The sequence below is a fragment of the Methylocystis sp. genome (assembly GCF_050251305.1).
Taxonomy (GTDB): Bacteria; Pseudomonadota; Alphaproteobacteria; order Rhizobiales; family Beijerinckiaceae; genus Methylocystis.
In genome coordinates this window covers 1-18,096 of sequence record NZ_JBFWNB010000063.1, presented here as the reverse complement: position 1 = coordinate 18,096, position 18,096 = coordinate 1, and the positions used below count along the sequence as shown (strand labels likewise).

The following is an 18,096-nucleotide window of genomic DNA, read 5'->3' as shown; positions in this document are numbered from 1 at the left end:
GCGTCGCAAGCGCGCCTGAAGTGCTCGCCGGGATATAACCTCCGCTGAGCACCGCAAAATTCTGAAAAGTGAGCTCAGGAACCGTGGCGGCGTACCACCCGAGGTAATTACTCGTCGCGCCTGCAGTTCGGGAGTAAGTGTAATTAAAATCAACATACCATGACGGGGTTAGAAAGTAGGTGACGCCTGCCGTCGCCGCGCCGCCAAATACCCAGAGTGAATCTTGCGCATTCGCCGGAAGGCCGGTTTGATTGACTTCCTGTCCGCTGAAACTACGGAAGCCATTACGGAAGCCAATCATCGTGTTGAGGTTGGTTTGTCGATGCGACAGGGAAGGACCGCCGCCCACATAGAAAAATCCATTAGCGAAAGAGCGGCCGAGATACGGCGTCAGCACGAATTGATGATTGATCCGGGCCTGGAATTGCCCCACCGTATAAATGCCGAAGAACGGAACATTGTTGAACATTGCGAATTGAGGTTCGAACATTCCGAATTGAGGAATGAAAACCTGTGGCGCGGAGGCTGCGGAATTCAGATAAGTATAGGAGCCTTTCACGCCCCACATCCAGTCGCTGTCGCCAAAATGATTGAAGTAATTAAATTGACCGATCGGCGCGATCCTGACCTGCGGCGTCAGAGAGACAGGGATGTTCCAGCCAGCATATCCTCCTCCGATCCTGAGGCTGTTTAATCCCTGAACCGTGTTATTTGACGTTCCGGCCAGAAAGAAATTTTGCCGGTCGAATGTCGCGACGTTGAGGTTGCCGCCGACGCCGATCGACAATCCGGATTTTGGAACAATCGTCGCGCCAGATTCGGGGCCCCACATCGTGAGATCCAGCGCGAGAACCGAGTCGGAAATCGCCATCGCAGCGAGCGCGCTTCCGACGAGAAGACGTTTCTTCATGTCGAGTCCTCCGGACGTGTTGGGGAAGTTCCGACTCTTCGCGAAGCTGATCGAGCAGGCGTCGTCGGGATTGCGGTCAGAGCCTCAGGAAGCCTAAGGTCAAGGTAGATTCGCCGCGCGATTACGCGTGGCGCGACCTCGAATGTCCAATGAAATCGAGCAGGCAAGAGACCGAGCGCGTACGATTTCTTCGCAGCTGTAACCCAATTGCGACACCTTCGAGCCCATCCAAATGAACTTCGGGCAATTCGAAGAGCGTCGCGTCGCGTCGGCGTTTACGAAAGCGAACGATCTTCGTGAACGCAATGCAATCGGCGAACGTCAAATGATTCGCCGGCGCTGCAGGGTTCAGCGCGGCGCGGCGCGGCGGAAGCCAATGAAGCCCAGCGCGGCGAGCAGCAGCGCCGGCAGCGCGACGCCGATCAGCGGACCGAAATGTCCGGCCGGCGCGCGCGCCATCAGTTCTTCGTCCGCCTGCGTGAATTTCGGCATCGCCGCGTAATCCTGCGCGCTCAGCGACGCGCCGGCCTTGGCGCGCGACAGGAAGAATTCGCGCCAATCGACATGAAAGGCGCGTATCCGGTCGAGAAAGGCGCGATAGCGCGCCTCCCCGGCGCCGGCGATGTCGGCCATCGCCTGATAGGTCAGATAGGCCGGCGACAGATACCCAAGCCTGTCGGCCATGTCCCGCTGACGCGCGCGCTGCGCGTCATGTTCGGCGATGATCGCTTCGACGCGTTGAAAAGCCGCTTCCTGCGTCGCAAGACGGCGCAGCGTCATCTCCTGCGGACCGCCTCTCGGCCGCCCCGCCTCGCCATGCTCCTGCGCATAACGCGCGAGCGAGGCGTCGCGCGCGCGATCGGCGTCGGTCGAGGCGGCGCGGGCGGCGAGCGTCATGTCGATGCGCGACGGCGCCGGATGCGCGAAAGCGGCAAGGCTGTTGATCGCCGCGGGCAGGATCATCGTGATCGCCACCCAGGCGCCGACCAGCGTCAACGCATTGAAGGCCGAGCCGCGCCCGAGCCCATCGACGGCGGCCGCGAGCGCCGCCCAGAACAGTCCGTAAAGAAGGATCGCGGCGAGCAGCGCCGCGAACTCCGGCGAGACAAGGCGCTCCCAGCCGGCAAAGATCCAAACGCCGGCGGCGACGCCGAGCAGCATCGTGACGATCGGCGCGGCGACGCGCGCCATCAGTTTGCCCGCGAAGACCGCGCCGGGCCGGCGCGCCGAGGCGAGCGTCATCGCCAGCGTGCCATGTTCGCGCTCGCCTGCGAGCAGATTGAACGCCATCGCCAGAATGACGAGCGGGTAGACGAAGACGACGACGAAGGCGAGATCGGTCGCGCCGGACATCAGATTGGCGGGATTGTCGATCTCGTCGGCGAAGAGAAAACCGTCCTTCGAGCCCGTGGTCACCCGGATCGCTGGCGGAAGCAGATCGCTCTGCCCTGTCGCGACGAGCGCCAGGGGCGCGGGCGCGAGCGCGGCGACCGCCGCGGCGGGGCCGCCGCCCATGAAGATCGGATTGCGCGGATCGCGAAAAGGCGGCGGCTCCGGCGTTGGCTTGCCATGCGCGTCGGCCTCCTGCAGCTGCGTCAGCGTCTTTTGCAGCGTCGCGATTCGTTGCGCCTCGTCGGCGCGCGCCGCCGTGATCGCCGCCTGTTGCGCCGCGACGCGCGACGCTCCCATGGCCAGGGCGAAGAGCACAATGCCGGCGAGCGCCGTCAGCGTGAACCAGATTGCGCCGTCGCGGCGCATCATGCGCGTTTCGAAACGCAAGCCCGCGAGCAAAGCTGATGACATGAGCGCGCCTCACACCGGCCGCAGACGCCGCGCCGCGAACAGCGCGAAGACGCCGGTCAGCGCGAACCAGCCGAGAAGCGCCGCGATGGGCAGCGCGTTGTGGCCCAGCGCGAAGCCGGCGCCCGGCGCCCGATAGGCGAAGGAGCCGATCATGCGCCACAGTTCGGGACCCGCGACATAGTTATTGTCGCGGGCGAAATGGATGATGTTGTCGCTGACCTGATTTTGAATGTCGCGCCGATGCGCTTCCGCCGCCGTGGCGAAATCAAACTGGCTGCGGCTGTCGACGCCGGCGAAGGCCATCGAGATCGGCCGCAGGGCGAGAAGCGGAAACAGAAAACCGGGCGCGGCGCGCAGCGCGTCCTGACGGTCGAAGGCCGATTGCAGCGCGCCGAAATGACGATCGAAAATCGCATAGCCGCTTTCGTCGTCCTTGCGCAGCGTCAGGCCGCGGAAGCTCACAGGCAGATCCTGAATGCGCGATACGCCATATTTCTTCAACGTCTCGTCGCGAAACGCCACGAAGGCCGGATGGCTTTCGTCATGACCGAAGGTCCTGGCCTTGTCCTTCGCGATGGCGGCGCGAAATTCGAGCGACGTCGGCGTCGGCGCGAAAGCGCGCGCGGCGTCGGTCGCAAGTCGCGGCGCGAGAAAGGAATTGGCGAGCCAGAAGGCGAGCAGCGTCACAAGCGCGGCGCGCGAGTTCCTGGCGAGCGCCGAAACGCCGAGCGCGAGGAACGCAAAGCCCGCGAGATATACGGCATAGGCGGCGCCCAGCGCAGCGAGCCTTATGAACTGGTCCGTCAGCGACAGGCGCTCGCGATCGACGAACAAGACAAGCGCCAGCGCGGCGCCGACGAAAGCCGGCGCGAGCAGCGCGAAAATCGCGCCGATCAGCGCCGCCGCCTTGCCGGCAAGAATGTCGCGCGGCCTGACGCCGACGCTCAGCAATTGCTTCAGCGTGCCGCTCTCGCGCTCGCCCGAGAAGCTCGCAAAGCCCATCAGGATGACGATGAGCGGCGCGATCGTCTGCAGAATGAAGGCGAGCGACAGTGAACCGAGCCGCGCGCCGACGCCGCCGTCGCGCGCCTGCTTGAACTGCGTCTCGTTCTGCTTATGCGCCTCGAGCCAGACGGTCGAGCCGACATAGGCGTCGGCGCCGGGATCGGCGAGCGCGAGCGGGCTCGAGGGCTTGAAGGCGTATTGGCCGAAATGCGCGGCGGCGTGCGGATTTTTGGCGCCCTGGCCAAGCCAGAGTTCGCGATCGGCCTTCGCCGCGGCTTCGCGCTCACGCTGAATGCGGGCGTCCTCGACATAGCCGAAGGCGAGCGCGGCAAGCATCAGCGCCACGACAAAGGCGCAGAGCCAGACGAGGCGCCGGTCGCGAAAAAGCTCCGCCCATTCCTTCGCCGCCACGGCGCGCAGGATGCGCCAGCGGCTCTTTGCCGCCGCAGCAGCGGCGGGCGGCGCGAGAACAAGATCGCTCACGCCGCCCTCGCGAAGAGATCGAGATAGGCGCGCTCCAGCCCGAGATGATCGACATCGTCGGCGCCAAAGACCGACGCGAGACGGCCCTGCGCCATAATGCCGATCCTGGTTCCGCATTGCTTGGCGAGAAAGAGGTCGTGCGTGACCATCAGCACCGCCATGCCGTCCTTGCGCAGCCGCTCGATCAGCGCCGCGAACTCATTCGCCGCGAGCGGATCGAGTCCGGACGTCGGTTCGTCGAGCACGAGCGCCTGTGCGCGCCGCGCCAGCGCAATGGCGACGCCGACCTTCTGGCGCATGCCCTTCGAATAGAAGCGCACGGGACGGTCGGCCGCGTCGTCCGGCAGGCCGACGGCGGCAAGCAGCGAGAGAAGCGCGTCGCGCCGCGCGTCGGCGCCGGAGATTTCGGTGAAATATTGCAGATTCTCGAGTCCGGTCAGCGCGCCATAGAGCGTCACCTGCTCGGGGATATAGGCGAGCCGCGCGCGCGCCGCCGACGGATCGACCGCTGCGTCGATCCCGCAGACCAGCGCCTGGCCGGCGGTGGGCTCGATGAAATTCAGGAAGAGATTGACGGTCGTCGTCTTGCCGGCGCCGTTGGGGCCGAGCAGGCAGAACACTTCGCCCGCCGGCACGATCAAATTCAGCCGGTCGAGCGCGGGCGAGTCCGCGCCTACGTAATGCTTCGTCAGATTGCGCGCTTCGAGCATCGCCGCGTCCGCCTACGGCTCGCAGCCCGCGCGCGTGGCCTCGCGCCAGCGTCGAGTATTATCTCTCGCGCAAACCTGCATCTTTACGCAGGGACCGTCAACCGCCGCGCATCGCGTTCGCCGCCGCTCTGCGCATCGCCTTGCATCACGACCGAAACTGCACAGAATAGTTCGGGCCGGCCGGCGCGCTTCTTCGCCTGGAGATCGACGGGGGAGATCCTCATGCATGCGTTCCTCCTCCTGCCGATCGACTACTATCTTGCCGCGTGGTTTGCGCTGACCGCTCTCTGCACGCTTTACGTCGCCATCGACGGCTACAAAAATCCCGAACCGACGGTGATGAAATGGGGATTTATCCTCGTCACGCTCTACACGGGACCCTTCGGACTTCTCCTCTATGTCCTGGCCGACAAGGAGCCGCGACCCGGGACGCATGAGCAATTTATCCGTCCCTTATGGAAGCAGGGCGTCGGCTCGACCATTCACTGCGTCGCCGGCGATGCGACCGGCATCATTCTCGCCGCCGTCATCGTCGCCTCGATCGGCCTGCCGATGTGGCTCGATCTCATCATCGAATATCTGGCGGGCTTCGCCTTCGGCCTTTTCATTTTTCAATCGCTGTTCATGAAGGAGATGATGGGCGGCTCCTATTGGGAGAATGTCCGGCGCAGCTTCTTTCCCGAATTCATCAGCATGAATTTCATGATGGCCGGCATGGCGCCCGTCATGAGCTTCCTGATGATGGGCCACGACATGCGCGCCATGCTTCCAACCGAACTGATCTTCTGGGGCGTGATGTCGATCGGCGTGATGGCGGGCTTTATCGCCGCCTATCCCTCAAACGTCTGGATGGTCGCGGAAGGGCTCAAGCACGGGCTGATGACGGAGCGGAAGCCCGACGCCCGGACGGAGACGCGCGCCGCCGCGGCGCCGCAAGAACACAGCGAACATCAAGCGCAGGCGCATCATCTTCACGATCATGCCGAGTCGATGTCGGAGGCGGCGCCGCCTGATGAAATCGAGTCGCATGCCGCCGAGGGCGCGGCCGCGATGCATATGCATGCAAGGCCGGAGGCGACTTTCGCGCAGATCGCGGCGTTGAGCCTGACGTCCCTCGTCCTCCTCGCCACCGGCATGCTCGCGCCCGCCAATTGGGTGAACATGAATCTTTCGGCGCATGAGGTGGGCGGGCTCATCATGCCGCCCGGAATGCTCATGTATCGCGACACGACGGCCGACGCGATGCGGGAGATGAGTTTCGCGGATTCGCGCCTCGTCGACGCGGATGCGCCGATCGGCGCGCGCGGCGATCAGGACCTGCCTTTCAAACTCCAAGCCGGGGTCAAGGTCTTCGAGTTGACCGCCTCAGTGATCCGCTGGCGCATCCTGCCCGGCGTCGCGGTCGACGCCTATGCCTACAATCATCAGATCCCGGGTCCGCGCATTCATATTCGCGAAGGCGACAAGGTTCGCATAAAAGTGCGCAACCAATTGCCCGAAGGGACCACCATTCATTGGCACGGTCTCATTCTACCCAACGCCATGGATGGGCCGGCAGAGATCACGCAGCCGCCGATTCCGCCACTGGGAGCCTTCGACTACGAATTCACGGCGCAGCAGCACGGAACCTATTTCTATCATCCGCATGCCGAACCGGACAGAAGTCAGGCGCTCGGTCTTTATGGCGCGCTGATCATTGATCCCGCCGACCCCGCGACGGAAGTCCCTGCCGATCACGACTATGTCATGCAGCTGCAGGAATGGCTCTGGCGCGACGGCCTGACGTTTCCGGCGATGCCGATGGACGGCATGCAGCCAAATTATTTCACCATCAACGGCAAGTCCTATCCTTCGACCGACACAATCCGCATGAAGCTCGGCGAAACGCTCAAAGTGCGGTTCATCGGAACGAACAACGGCTTCATCCATCCGATGCATATTCACGGGGGGCCGTTCGAAGTCGTCGCCCGCGACGGCGAGACGCTCGCGAAAGACGCGCGCTTTCTCGCCGACACGGTCAATATCGGTCCAGGCCAGCGCTACGACGTCGTATGGACGGCGCGGAAGCGAGGGAAGTGGCTGATCCATTGCCACATCCCGCATCACACCAGCAATGACAACAACGAAACCAAAGGCGGCGGCGGGCTGATGGCGACAATCGAGGTCGAGTAGGCCCGGCCCCGCCACGCGGCGGCCGGTCACTTCTTCGCGTAGGCCTCCATCACGTCCTCGACCGTGCGCAGGCCGGGCTTCGGCGACATGACGAGAACCGCCATATTGCCGGGCGCATGTTCGTTCTTCCACATCTTGGTGTGCGCCACCGGGATTTTCTCCCAGGAGAACACCTCCGACATGCAGGGATCGACGCGCCGGTCCAGGACGAAGCGGTTCGCCGCCGACGCCTGCTTCAAATGCGCGAAATGCGAACCCTGAATGCGCTTCTGGCGCATCCACACATAGCGGGCGTCGAAGGTCAGGTTGAAGCCGGTGGTGCCGGCGCAGAACACCACCATGCCGCCGCGCTTCACAACAAGGCAGGACGCCGGGAAGGTCTGTTCGCCCGGATGTTCGAAGACGATGTCCACGTCCTTCTTGCCGGTGATGTCCCAGATCGCCTTGCCGAAGGCGCGGGCGTTCTTGGTCCATTCGTTGAATTCGGGGGTGTTGACCTTCGGCAACTGCCCCCAGCATTTGAAGTCCTTGCGGTTGATCACGCCCTTGGCGCCAAGCGACAGCACGTAGTCGCGCTTGCTTTCGTCGGAGATGACCCCGATGGCGTTGGCGCCCGAGGCGGCGCAGAGCTGCACGGCGAAGACGCCGAGGCCGCCGGACGCGCCCCACACCAGCACATTATCGCCGGGCTTCAGCTGATGCGGCGCATGGCCAAAGAGCATGCGATAGGCGGTCGCGAGCGTCAGCGTGTAGCAGGCCGCCTCCTCCCAGGTGAGATGCTTGGGCCGCTCCATGAGCTGGCGGTCCTGAACGCGGCAGAACTGGGCGAAGGAGCCGTCGGGCGTCTCATAGCCCCAGATGCGCTGCGAGGGCGAGAACATCGGGTCGCCGCCGTTGCATTCCTCGTCGTCCCCGTCATCCTGGTTGCAGTGGATGATGACCTCGTCGCCGACCTTCCAGCGCTTCACCTTGGACCCGACCGCCCAGACGATGCCCGAGGCGTCGGAGCCCGCGATGTGAAAGGGATGCTTGTGCGCGTCGAGGGTTGACACCGGCTCGCCGAGCGACGCCCAGACGCCGTTGTAATTGACGCCGGCGGCCATCACGAGCACCAGCACGTCGTGGCTGTCGAGTTCCCAGGTCGGCAAGACCTCGAGCTGCATGGCGGTTTCCGGCGGCCCATGCCGCTCCTTGCGGATCGCCCAGGCGTACATGTTCTTCGGCACATGCCCGAGCGGCGGAATCTCGCCCATCTCATAGAGGTCTTTTTTCTCGGTCAACTTTTGGCTCCTCCGTGTGCCGGTCTTATCGGGGCTTGTTTGGCCGGAGCTTATAAACGGGGCGACGCGGCGCGAATAGTCTTAAGTTTTGCCCCTATTTCGGCTCTGCGCCGCCATTGCTCGCCGGCGCGGCGAAGAGGCTGGGATCGGCGACATAGAGCGCCGCCGTGAGGGCGAGGAGCGCGAACAGGATCGACGCTATTCCCGCGACAAGGCTCGTTCCGCCTCGCCGCGCGGCTTCTGCGGCGGCGTCCTGGGATTGCGCCGCCTCGACCCCGGCGATGATCTTTTCGGCATGAAGACGATAGACGTAATTGGCGTAGCCGCCCGTCACGACGCCGATGGCCAGCGCAATCGCCAGCCCGGCGCGATCCGGAACGTTCAGAACGATTTCGATCGCGCTTTCGACGACGATGAACAGGACGTAGAGGAAGGCGTAAAGATACATCTTCCGATAGGCGAGCCACACAAAATTGAGCCAAAAGGCCGGCCAGTTGAAAGAGAAACGCTGTCCGCTACGCGCGATCGACGCCCATCGTCGCGCGTAATAGGCGTAATTGTCGCCGACGAAGGCCGCATAAAGGTCTGGCGCCGGCAGCGGCGCGGGGGCGCCGCAGGCCGGGCAGCTCGGCGCTTCGGCTTCAAGCGCAGCGCCGCAATGAGGGCATGTGAGCATGTCGAGGCTCCTGTCGGGCACGGCCGTTCCGGCGGCGCTCCCGATAGGCCGCAAAGCGCCGGCCGGTCGTGCGCGCCCGCACGCCGGACGTTACGCGCATCGCCGCGCCGCGCGGCGCCGCTCACCATAGACTGGTTGCGCCAGCAGGCGCAGCGACGCGCCGACCTGGCGTCTCCCCGCCCCCTATGGTAATGGTCATCCAGTTGGTCATGAGGGAAGAATGAGCGTCGTCACGGTCGCGGAGGCCAAGGCCCATTTGAGCGAACTCGTCGAGCGCGCAGCGAGGGGCGAGACCGTCTGCGTCACGCGCCGCGGCAAGCCCGTCGCCAAGATCGCGCCGATGGCCGACCCCAAAAAGCGCGTCGACGTCACCATGTTGCGCGCGATCACGACAGGCGTGGCCCCGCAGACGGAATCCGCCGACGAATTCATGCGCCACATGCGCGACGAGGAGCGTTATTGACGCTCTATCTGGACACGTCGCTGCTCATCGCGGCGCTGACCAGAGAGGCGGAAACCGATCAAGTCCAGTCCTGGCTCGGCGACCAGCAATTCGAGCTCGCAATCAGCGATTGGGTCGTCACGGAATTCTCTTCGGCGCTGTCGATCAAACTCCGCAGCCGCCAGATCGATCTCGCGCAGCGCGCCGAGGCGCTCTCGGGCTTCACCCGACTCGTTTCCGAAAGTCTCGTGACCTTACCGCTCGCCGCCAGCCATTTTCGGACGGCGGCGCGTTTCGCGGGCCAGCATGCGCTGGGGCTGCGGGCTGGCGCCGCGCTGCATCTCGCGGTCTGCGCCGAGTATGGCGCGATGCTCTGCACGCTGGACCGGCGGCTCGCCGAGGCCGCGCCCTCGGTCGGCGTCGCGACGACGTCTCTCTGAGCCTCGACCAAGCCCTCATCTTGTCAAAACAGGGTCATGTGCTATCGCAACGGACGGAGGACAAAAAGAAGTGAACGATCACACCCTGCCACGCCGCGACAAGCCCTGGATGTTTCGCACCTACGCCGGCCATTCGACGGCGAGCGAGTCCAACAAGCTCTATCGCGCCAATCTCGCCAAGGGCCAGACCGGTCTCTCCATCGCCTTCGACCTGCCGACCCAAACCGGCTACGACAGCGACCACATCCTCTCGCGCGGTGAAGTCGGCAAGGTCGGCGTGCCGGTCTCGCATCTCGGCGACATGCGCACGCTGTTCGAGGGCATCCCGCTGAGCGAAATGAACACGTCGATGACCATCAACGCCACCGCCGTGTGGCTGATGGCGCTCTATATCGCCGCCGCCGAGGAGCAGGGCGCGCCGCGCATAAAGCTGCAGGGCACGACGCAAAACGACATCATCAAGGAATATCTGTCGCGCGGCTCCTATGTGTTCCCACCTGCGCAATCGCTGCGCCTCACGCAGGACCTCATTCTCTTCACCACGAAGGAATGCCCGAAGTTCAATCCGATCAACGTCTGCTCCTACCATCTGCAGGAAGCCGGCGCGACGCCGTCGCAGGAGCTCGCCTATGCGCTGGCGACCGCCGTCGCCATTCTCGACAATGTGAAGAAGTCCGGCGAAATCTCGGATGAGGATTTCGCCCAGGTCGTCGGCCGCATCTCCTTCTTCGTCAACGCCGGCATGCGCTTCGTCACCGAATTGTGCAAGATGCGGGCGTTCGTCGAGCTTTGGGAGGAGATCACCCGCGAGCGCTATGGGATAAAGGACGAGAAGCTCCGCCGCTTCCGCTACGGCGTGCAGGTCAATTCGCTCGGCCTCACCGAACAGCAGCCGGAAAACAACGTCTATCGCATCCTGATCGAGATGCTCGCCGTCGTGCTCTCCAAGAACGCCCGTGCCCGCGCGGTGCAGCTTCCGGCCTGGAACGAGGCGCTCGGCCTGCCGCGCCCCTTCGATCAGCAATGGTCGCTGCGCATGCAGCAGATCATGGCGTATGAGACCGACCTGTTGGAATATGGCGACATCTTCGACGGCAATCCCGAGGTCGCCCGCAAGGTCGCCGAACTGAAGGGCGAGGCGAAAGCCGAACTCAAGAAGATCGAAGAGCTCGGCGGCGCCGCCGCGGCGGTCGAAATCGGCTATATGAAGTCGAAGCTGGTGGAAGCCAACACCGCGCGTCTCGAGGCGATCGAAGCCGGCGAGCAGATCGTCGTCGGCGTCAACAAATTCACCGGCGGCGAACCCTCGCCGCTCGCCTCCGGCGACGATCAGATCATGGTCGTGCCGGAACATGTCGAGGCCCAACAGATTTCGCGGCTGAAGGCGTGGCGCGAGGGCCGCGATCAGAAGGCCGCGCAGGCCGCCATCGAGGCGCTGGCGCGCGCCGCCAAGGAAGGCCGCAACATGGTCGAGCCCTCGATCGCTGCGGCGAAGGCGGGCGTCACGACCGGCGAATGGGGCAATGTCCTGCGCGGGGTGTTCGGGGAATATCGCGCGCCGACCGGCGTGTCTTCGACGGCGCGTCAGGTCGGCGGCGCGCTCGACGCCGTGCGCGGCGAAGTCGAGCGCGTCTCGCAGAAGCTCGGCAAGCGGGCGAAATTCCTGGTCGGCAAGCCCGGCCTCGACGGCCATTCGAACGGCGCCGAGCAGATCGCGGTGCGCGCGCGCGACGCCGGATTCGACGTGATCTACGCCGGCATCCGTTCGACGCCGGCCGAGCTCGTCGAGACGGCGAAGAAGGAAGGCGCGCATTGCATCGGCCTCTCCATTCTCTCGGGCTCGCATGTCACGCTCGCCCATGAGGTCATCAAGCTGATGAAGGAAGAGGGGGTCGACGCGCCGCTCGTCGTCGGCGGCATCATCCCGCCGGCCGACGAGAAGCTTCTGCGCGAAGCGGGCGTTGCGGCGGTCTACACGCCGAAGAACTACGATCTCAACGCGATCATGACCGACCTCGCCCAGATCATCGAGAAGGCGTCTGTGTAGGCGCGAGCGCAATCTTTCCGCGTCATGCCCGCGCTTGTCGCGGGCATCCGCGCGCCACAAGTTCGGTCGGCCTGACGTATTACTTGAGTGCGATTGTCTTCGTGGATGGCCGGGACGAGCCCGGCCATGACGGTCGACTCAGGCTCCTCATCCTGAATCGCGCGCGAAGCGCGCATCTCGAAGGATGATTGCTTTGAGCAGTCCGCGCTTGTGTTTCGATGTAGGGAATTGGCGTCCGGTTCGCGAGACGCGCTTCACTTCTTGAAAATCGATTTCGCGCACGCCGAAGCGCCGGCTTTCACCTTCTCCAAAAAAAGCGACGGCGTGTTCCCCTTCAGGATATTGATCGCGTCAGAAGGCTCGATGTTGTCGGCTGCATAGTTCAATGCGCACTCGCAATACATGCGGATCGTTTCCGCCGAAACGCCAGCCTTCTTCAGAAGCTCTTCATTGCCCTCAAACTGTTTGCTCGCCGCGGGGACGCACGTCTTCATCCCGCCCCGGATCAGACTATCTCTGTCACTGCCCGAAACCCCACGCACTTTGACGACCCTCGCCGCATCATCTGAGATGTCGGCGAGCTGAGAGGCGCCGCCGCTCTTCCCAAAGACCGATATCGCGCGAGCGGCGTCCGCCGTCGCGCCGCCCATCGCCAATGCGGCAAATCCCAAAGCGCCGCCCAAGATCGGAAGCAATCTCATCTTCATAATATCTCTCCCCGGCTCAACGCGACGCGTTTGTCATATGTCAAATGATTATTCAATCGGCGTCGCTGAAACTTATCGGAACAATCAGGTAAGAACGACGACGCCCGCAGACGTCGCGTCAGCGGCATAAGACATTACGGCGTAAGCCACGAGAATCCGCGCTTGTGCCGGGCGCCGCGCATGCGCAATAAGCGACCCGTCAACAACAAGCCCGGAAGTTTAATGACCGCCATCGCTGCCGGCCGCTCCGATTTCATGAGTCGCGAGCGCACCATCGCTTCTCCCGCCTTCAATCGCTGGCTCGTTCCGCCGGCGGCGCTCGCCATTCATCTCTGCATCGGCATGGCGTACGGCTTTTCCGTCTTCTGGCTGCCGCTGTCGCGCGCGGTCGGCGGCGCGCAGCCGAAAGCATGTCCGGAAACGCTCGGGTTTTTCGCGACGCTCGTCGCCGCCGACTGCGACTGGAAAATCAGCTGGCTCGGCTGGACGTTCACGCTATTCTTCGTCTTCCTCGGCTCGTCGGCGGCGGTCTTCGGCCATTGGCTGGAGACGGCCGGGCCGCGCAAGGCCGGTCTTGCGGCGGCCTGCTGCTGGTGCGGCGGACTGCTGATCTCGGCGCTCGGCGTCGCTCTGCATCAGATCTGGATGCTCTGGATCGGCTCGGGCGTGATCGGCGGCGTCGGCCTGGGGCTCGGATATATCTCGCCGGTTTCGACGCTGATCAAATGGTTCCCCGACCGTCGCGGTCTGGCGACCGGCCTCGCGATCATGGGTTTTGGCGGCGGCGCAATGATCGGCGCGCCGCTCGCCGACCGGCTGATGCGCTTCTACGCGACGCCGACGGCGCCGGGCGTCTGGCAAACCTTTGTGACGCTGGCGGCGATCTACTTCGTCTTCATGGTCGCTGGCGCGCTCGGCTACCGGGTGCCGCCCCCGGGCTGGGCGCCGGCAGGCTTCACGCCGCCGGCGGCCGCCGCCAACGCCATGGTGACGCATCGCCATGTGCACCTCGACGTCGCATGGAAGACGCCGCAATTCTGGCTGCTTTGGGCCGTCCTGTGTCTCAACGTGTCGGCCGGCATCGGGGTTCTAGGCATGGCCTCGCCGATGCTGCAGGAAGTCTTCGGCGGCAGGCTGATCGGCCTGGACATCGGGTTCGATCAGCTCAGTCCCGATCAGAAAACGCAGATTGCGGCGATCGCGGCGGGCTTCACCGGCCTGCTGAGCCTCTGCAACATCGGCGGGCGCATCGGCTGGGCCTCGGCCTCCGACGCGTTCGGCCGAAAGGCCACCTATGCGATTTTCTTCGTCCTCGGCCTCGCGCTCTATTCGGCGGCGCCCTTCGCGGCGAAAGGCGGGATGGTCGGCGTCTTCGTCCTGCTCTTCGCCTTCATCATCACCATGTATGGCGGCGGCTTTTCGACGATTCCCGCCTATCTCGCCGACATTTTCGGCACGCATCACGTTGGCGCCATCCATGGCCGGCTGCTGACCGCTTGGTCGACGGCTGGCGTGCTCGGGCCGGTGCTCGTCAATTACATCCGCGAATATCAGCTGAGCGCCGGCGCGCCGCGCGAGGCCGCCTATAATCAGACCATGTATGTCCTCGCCGGCCTGCTGCTCTGCGGACTGGTCTGCAACCTCCTCGTGCGCCCTTGCGCCGAGAAATATTACATGAGCGACGAGGAGGTCGCGGCGCAGAAGCACGTGACCGTCGCCGAGGTGATCCGGGAAGAGGATGAAATCCATGCCGATTTCGAGGATTTTGTCGAAGAAGGGCTTGAGCCGACTGTGACGGACGATCCGCCGACCGTCGTGCGCGGGCCGCCCGACTCGAACGGCCGATCGCTTCAGCTCGTTCTCGCCTGGACCGCCGTCGGCGCGCCGCTCGCCTGGGGCGTCTGGATGACCCTCCTGAAAACCGCCGCGCTGTTTCATTGAGTTCGCGAAGGGCCGCGGGCGCCCGGCGGAGGGGGCTGACGCGCCAGATCGGGCGTGTCCCCCGACCTGCCTCCGGGCCAAGAGGGGCCCGCAAACGCCCGGCGCCGCCGATCGCCCCGCGCTTGCCTTGATCGTGGCCGGCTTGTTTGACAGAAGTCGGGGTCGATCGGGCGCCGGCGTGATTCGTCGCGCGCCGTAACGGAGACGAGGGCCTCCATGGCGACCGCTTGCACGAATGGGATCGACACGGGTTTCGTCGATCTCGGCTATATGAAAGTCGCTGTTCTTGGCGTGGTGCAGGGCATCACCGAGCTTCTGCCGATTTCCTCGACGGCGCATATGCGCATCGTCCCGGCGCTCCTGGGCTGGAAGGATCCCGGCTCCGCCTTCTCCGCCGCCATGCAGCTCGCGGCGCTCGCCGCCGTCGTCAGCTATTTTTGGGGCGACATCCGCGCGCTCGCCGAGGGCTCGCTTCGCGCGCTCGTGCGGCGCGATTTCAGCGACTGGACGTTTCGCTTCGTCGTCTGGATTGCGCTCGCGACCGTCCCGATCGGAATCGCCGGCCTCGCGCTGTCGCATACGCTGAACACCTGCGGCTCGCCGCTGCGCACGCTGCCGGTGATCGGCATTTCCTCGATCGTGATGGCGGCGCTGCTCGCCGTCGCCGAGCTTTATTGCAACCACAAGCGCACGCTCGAACATGTCACTTTGAAGGACGCCATGATCGTCGGCTTCGCGCAGGTCGGCGCGCTGATTCCCGGCGTCTCGCGCTCCGGCTCGACTCTGACCGCGGCGCTGTTCCTCGATTTGAAGCGCGAGGAGGCTGCGCGCTTTTCCTTCCTGCTTGGCCTGCCGGCGATCGCACTCGCGGGCTTGAAGGAGCTGTGGGAGTTGCACAAGGCGCAGCTCGATTTCCACGGCTGGGCGGTGCTGACGCTCGGGCTTTTCGTCGCCTCGATCTCCGCCTTTGTCGCGATCTGGGGCTTGCTGCGGATTCTCGAACGCTTTTCCGCCTGGCCCTTCGTCGTCTACCGCGCCTTTATCGGGATCGTGCTGCTCGTCGGCTTCTACGCCGGTTTCCTCGCTTGAAGTTCCTGTTCGAACTTGCAAACCTGTCTCTTTGAGGCAATCTCAGGCGGTTTCGAATCCGGAGCTAGTCTGTTCTTGCATTCGCCGACGTCTTGCGTAGGAGACTCCAACCAAATAACGTGACGCTAATCGATAAGCCCGCAACGCAAAACAGAAGCATCGCCAATGGTACGCTTTTGATGATTAGATGCTCTTCGTGACTATTCATCTGTGCTGAAGCGGGAATCAACGCGACGCCAATGACAACAACTGCGATAAAAAAACTCAGGCCGCCCATTACATACATCAGCTTAGCGGCAGCTTCGGCGAGATTTTGGCGAACGAGCTTATCGACGAGGAGCGGCTCCAGCGCGGTGGCAAAGAAATAAGCGCCCAGCAGGGCGGTCCCGAGATACGCAAAAAACAGAATCTCAAAACTGCTTATTCGCGCCTCCGTCAGAATTCCATACTCCAGCGCTCGTCGGAACATCGGATAATGTTTAAATATTCCGATATGGGGCGGACATAAGGTGCTTGCTGACGCAACCACCGGAATCAAAATAGTTCCTGCAGACATCAGGGATACAAATTTGGCAAGATGAGAGTCTATCTTTTTAAGATTTGAACCAGTCACATAGCTCGTCCGCCCGCCAGAAAACGCTACAAAATACCACCGTGCCGGCTCCCCGAACACTCCTGGGCAACTTTCTGCTAAGTCTTTCGAGGGCTGACCTGTGCGCGGAGGATGGGAGCGCCGCTTAGGCCGCGCGTCACTCCGCCGCGATGCGCAGCCGCGCGCGCTTGCGTGCGCAGATCGTCGATGGGCGCAAGCGCGCCCTTGTCTTCGTAATGCCAGAAGGTCCAGCCGTTGCACGCCGGGAGACCCTGCGCCAGCGCGCCGGTCTTGTGAATTGAGCCGACGAAGCCAGAAAGCGACAGCGCGCCGTCGGCCCGCACCACCGCGTGATAGCGCCGCTTGGCGTCGCAAAGCGCAGCGCCCGGCGCGATCAGTCCCGCTTCGACAAGGCTCGCGAAAGCGATGCGCGGCTCGGCGCGCTTCGAGGGCGCCGTGGCGACCGCTTCATGTGGCAGAGGCTCGATGGCGGCGATTCGCGCATGCGCCGCGGCTCTGTAGTCGCCGTCGCGCTCGATGCCGAGCCAGTCGCGTCCCAGGCGCTTGGCGACGGCGCCGGTCGTTCCCGAGCCGAAGAAGGGATCGAAGACGAGATCGCCGGGTTTCGACGCGGCGAGAATGACGCGCGCGAGCAGCGCCTCGGGCTTTTGCGTCGGATGGGTCTTGCGGCCGGCGCCGTCCTTGAGACGCTCGGTCCCGCCGCAGATCGGCAGCAGCCAATCTGAGCGCACCTGGCAATCTTCGTTCGCCGCCTTCAGCGATTCGTAATTGAAGGTGTATTTTTTCGCGCTCTGGTCGCGCGCCGCCCAGATCATCGTCTCATGCGCGTTGGTGAAGCGCCGGCCGCGGAAGTTCGGCATCGGATTGTTCTTGCGCCAGACGATGTCGTTCAGGATCCAGAAGCCGAGATCCTGCATGATCGTCCCGACGCGGAAGATATTGTGGTAGGAGCCGATGACGAAGATGGTCGCCGAGGGCTTCATCAGCCGGCGCGCCTCGCCCAGCCAGTCGCGCGTGAAGGCGTCATAGGCGGCGAAATTCGCGAATTTGTCCCAGTCGTTGTCGACGGCGTCGACGAGGCTCTGGTCCGGACGATGCAGACGGTTCGCAAGCTGTAGATTGTACGGCGGATCGGCGAAGACGAGATCGACGCTCTCGTCCGCCATTCGCTCCATCAGCGACACGCAGTCGCCGAAGAGAATTTCATTGCGCGCCGTCGCGCGGAGCGGCCCTTGGCTTGAGCGCCCGATACGCGTGACCTGATTTCGGGCTTTGAGACGAGCCGCCCCGACGCGCGCGCTACGCATGAACTCAACACCATCAACGCAACCAACAGGCGCGATAGTGGCGGAGGGAGGTAAAGGTCGCGTTTAGATCGAGAAACGATCGACGTCTCTTTTTCGAACGGAAGTCTTAAGGAAGTAAAAAGGTTAGCAAAACCTTGCCAACGACCTCACGCCTCGCGCACGGGCGCAAAACTGACCCGATGCGCCGGGCTCGCGCCATGGACCGCGAGCGCCTGCAGGTGATGCTGCACGGCGTAGCCGACATTGGTCTCGAAGCCATAGTGCGGATAATGGACGGCGAGACGGCGCATCATGGCGTCGCGCGCGACCTTGGCGACGATCGACGCGGCGGCGATGGAGAGCGCCGTCGCGTCGCCCTTCACGATCAACTGGCAGGGGCAATGAACCGGCGGCCGATCATTGCCGTCGACGAGAAGATAGGCGGGCGCGTGGGACAGACCGGCGACGGCGCGCGCCATCGCCGCCAGCGAC

General features: G+C 63.8%; 17 protein-coding genes. 6 read left to right on the top strand and 11 right to left on the bottom strand.

Features of this window, described 5'->3' with window-relative positions; all coding sequences use genetic code 11:
- The 5 genes from AB7F41_RS15550 to AB7F41_RS15530 form a co-directional block, all read right to left on the bottom strand.
- On the bottom strand, positions 1-910 hold a 910-nt coding region (locus tag AB7F41_RS15550; protein ID WP_428406673.1), incomplete at its 3' end, for a hypothetical protein.
- Positions 911-1,258: 348 nt separating this feature from the next.
- Positions 1,259-2,713, bottom strand: coding sequence for an ABC transporter permease (locus tag AB7F41_RS15545; RefSeq protein WP_428385784.1), 1,455 nt, complete (start codon positions 2,711-2,713; stop codon positions 1,259-1,261).
- Between the two features lie 9 nt (positions 2,714-2,722).
- The gene (locus tag AB7F41_RS15540) at positions 2,723-4,201 is read right to left on the bottom strand and encodes an ABC transporter permease subunit (RefSeq protein WP_428385782.1); all 1,479 of its coding nucleotides are present in this window, start codon (positions 4,199-4,201) and stop codon (positions 2,723-2,725) included.
- Positions 4,198-4,911, bottom strand: coding sequence for an ABC transporter ATP-binding protein (locus AB7F41_RS15535; RefSeq protein ID WP_428385780.1), 714 nt, complete (start codon positions 4,909-4,911; stop codon positions 4,198-4,200). Before AB7F41_RS15535 ends, AB7F41_RS15540 begins: the two co-directional genes overlap by 4 nt.
- Before the next feature lie 83 nt (positions 4,912-4,994).
- Positions 4,995-5,135, bottom strand: coding sequence for a hypothetical protein (locus tag AB7F41_RS15530; RefSeq protein WP_428385778.1), 141 nt, complete (start codon positions 5,133-5,135; stop codon positions 4,995-4,997).
- On the opposite strand from AB7F41_RS15530, the gene AB7F41_RS15525 reads away from it, so the two are divergent.
- On the top strand, positions 5,134-7,083 hold the full coding sequence (locus AB7F41_RS15525; protein ID WP_428385777.1) for a DUF4396 domain-containing protein: 1,950 nt from the start codon (positions 5,134-5,136) through the stop codon (positions 7,081-7,083). The two genes, AB7F41_RS15530 and AB7F41_RS15525, sit on opposite strands and share 2 nt — an antisense overlap.
- Before the next feature lie 26 nt (positions 7,084-7,109).
- On the opposite strand, the gene ccrA is transcribed toward AB7F41_RS15525, so the two are convergent.
- Together ccrA and AB7F41_RS15515 are read right to left on the bottom strand one after the other, a co-directional pair.
- The gene (ccrA, locus tag AB7F41_RS15520) at positions 7,110-8,363 is read right to left on the bottom strand and encodes a crotonyl-CoA carboxylase/reductase (RefSeq protein ID WP_428406672.1); all 1,254 of its coding nucleotides are present in this window, start codon (positions 8,361-8,363) and stop codon (positions 7,110-7,112) included.
- A 94-nt stretch (positions 8,364-8,457) separates the two neighbouring features.
- Positions 8,458-9,060 carry a DUF2628 domain-containing protein gene (locus AB7F41_RS15515; protein WP_428385998.1) on the bottom strand — a complete coding sequence of 201 codons (603 nt, stop codon included), beginning with the start codon at positions 9,058-9,060 and terminating at the stop codon, positions 8,458-8,460.
- 199 nt (positions 9,061-9,259) lie between these two features.
- On the opposite strand from AB7F41_RS15515, the gene AB7F41_RS15510 reads away from it, so the two are divergent.
- The 3 genes from AB7F41_RS15510 (at position 9,260) to AB7F41_RS15500 (ending at position 11,968) form a co-directional block, all read left to right on the top strand.
- Positions 9,260-9,502 (top strand): type II toxin-antitoxin system Phd/YefM family antitoxin, encoded by a 243-nt coding sequence (locus AB7F41_RS15510; RefSeq protein ID WP_428385996.1) that lies wholly within the window; start codon positions 9,260-9,262, stop codon positions 9,500-9,502.
- Positions 9,499-9,921: a type II toxin-antitoxin system VapC family toxin gene (locus AB7F41_RS15505; protein WP_428385994.1), complete on the top strand. Its 423-nt coding sequence runs from the start codon at positions 9,499-9,501 to the stop codon at positions 9,919-9,921. Before AB7F41_RS15510 ends, AB7F41_RS15505 begins: the two co-directional genes overlap by 4 nt.
- Before the next feature lie 70 nt (positions 9,922-9,991).
- Positions 9,992-11,968, top strand: coding sequence for a protein meaA (locus tag AB7F41_RS15500; protein ID WP_428385992.1), 1,977 nt, complete (start codon positions 9,992-9,994; stop codon positions 11,966-11,968).
- Between the two features lie 254 nt (positions 11,969-12,222).
- Here AB7F41_RS15500 and AB7F41_RS15495 read toward each other — a convergent pair whose 3' ends face one another.
- Positions 12,223-12,624 carry a hypothetical protein gene (locus AB7F41_RS15495; protein ID WP_428385990.1) on the bottom strand — a complete coding sequence of 134 codons (402 nt, stop codon included), beginning with the start codon at positions 12,622-12,624 and terminating at the stop codon, positions 12,223-12,225.
- A 273-nt stretch (positions 12,625-12,897) separates the two neighbouring features.
- On the opposite strand from AB7F41_RS15495, the gene AB7F41_RS15490 reads away from it, so the two are divergent.
- Entirely contained in the window at positions 12,898-14,616 is a 1,719-nt protein-coding gene (locus AB7F41_RS15490) for an OFA family MFS transporter (RefSeq protein ID WP_428385831.1), read from the top strand.
- 216 nt (positions 14,617-14,832) lie between these two features.
- Positions 14,833-15,705 carry an undecaprenyl-diphosphatase UppP gene (gene uppP / locus AB7F41_RS15485; RefSeq protein WP_428385833.1) on the top strand — a complete coding sequence of 291 codons (873 nt, stop codon included), beginning with the start codon at positions 14,833-14,835 and terminating at the stop codon, positions 15,703-15,705.
- A gap of 64 nt (positions 15,706-15,769) precedes the next feature.
- Here the strand turns inward: uppP and AB7F41_RS15480 are convergent, their stop codons facing one another.
- The 3 genes from AB7F41_RS15480 to AB7F41_RS15470 all read right to left on the bottom strand — a co-directional run.
- The gene (locus tag AB7F41_RS15480; protein ID WP_428385834.1) at positions 15,770-16,318 is read right to left on the bottom strand and encodes a hypothetical protein; all 549 of its coding nucleotides are present in this window, start codon (positions 16,316-16,318) and stop codon (positions 15,770-15,772) included.
- Between the two features lie 77 nt (positions 16,319-16,395).
- Positions 16,396-17,625 carry a site-specific DNA-methyltransferase gene (locus AB7F41_RS15475; RefSeq protein WP_428385836.1) on the bottom strand — a complete coding sequence of 410 codons (1,230 nt, stop codon included), beginning with the start codon at positions 17,623-17,625 and terminating at the stop codon, positions 16,396-16,398.
- Positions 17,626-17,771: 146 nt separating this feature from the next.
- The coding region (locus tag AB7F41_RS15470; protein ID WP_428406671.1) for a ribonuclease HII at positions 17,772-18,096 on the bottom strand (325 nt) is incomplete at its 5' end.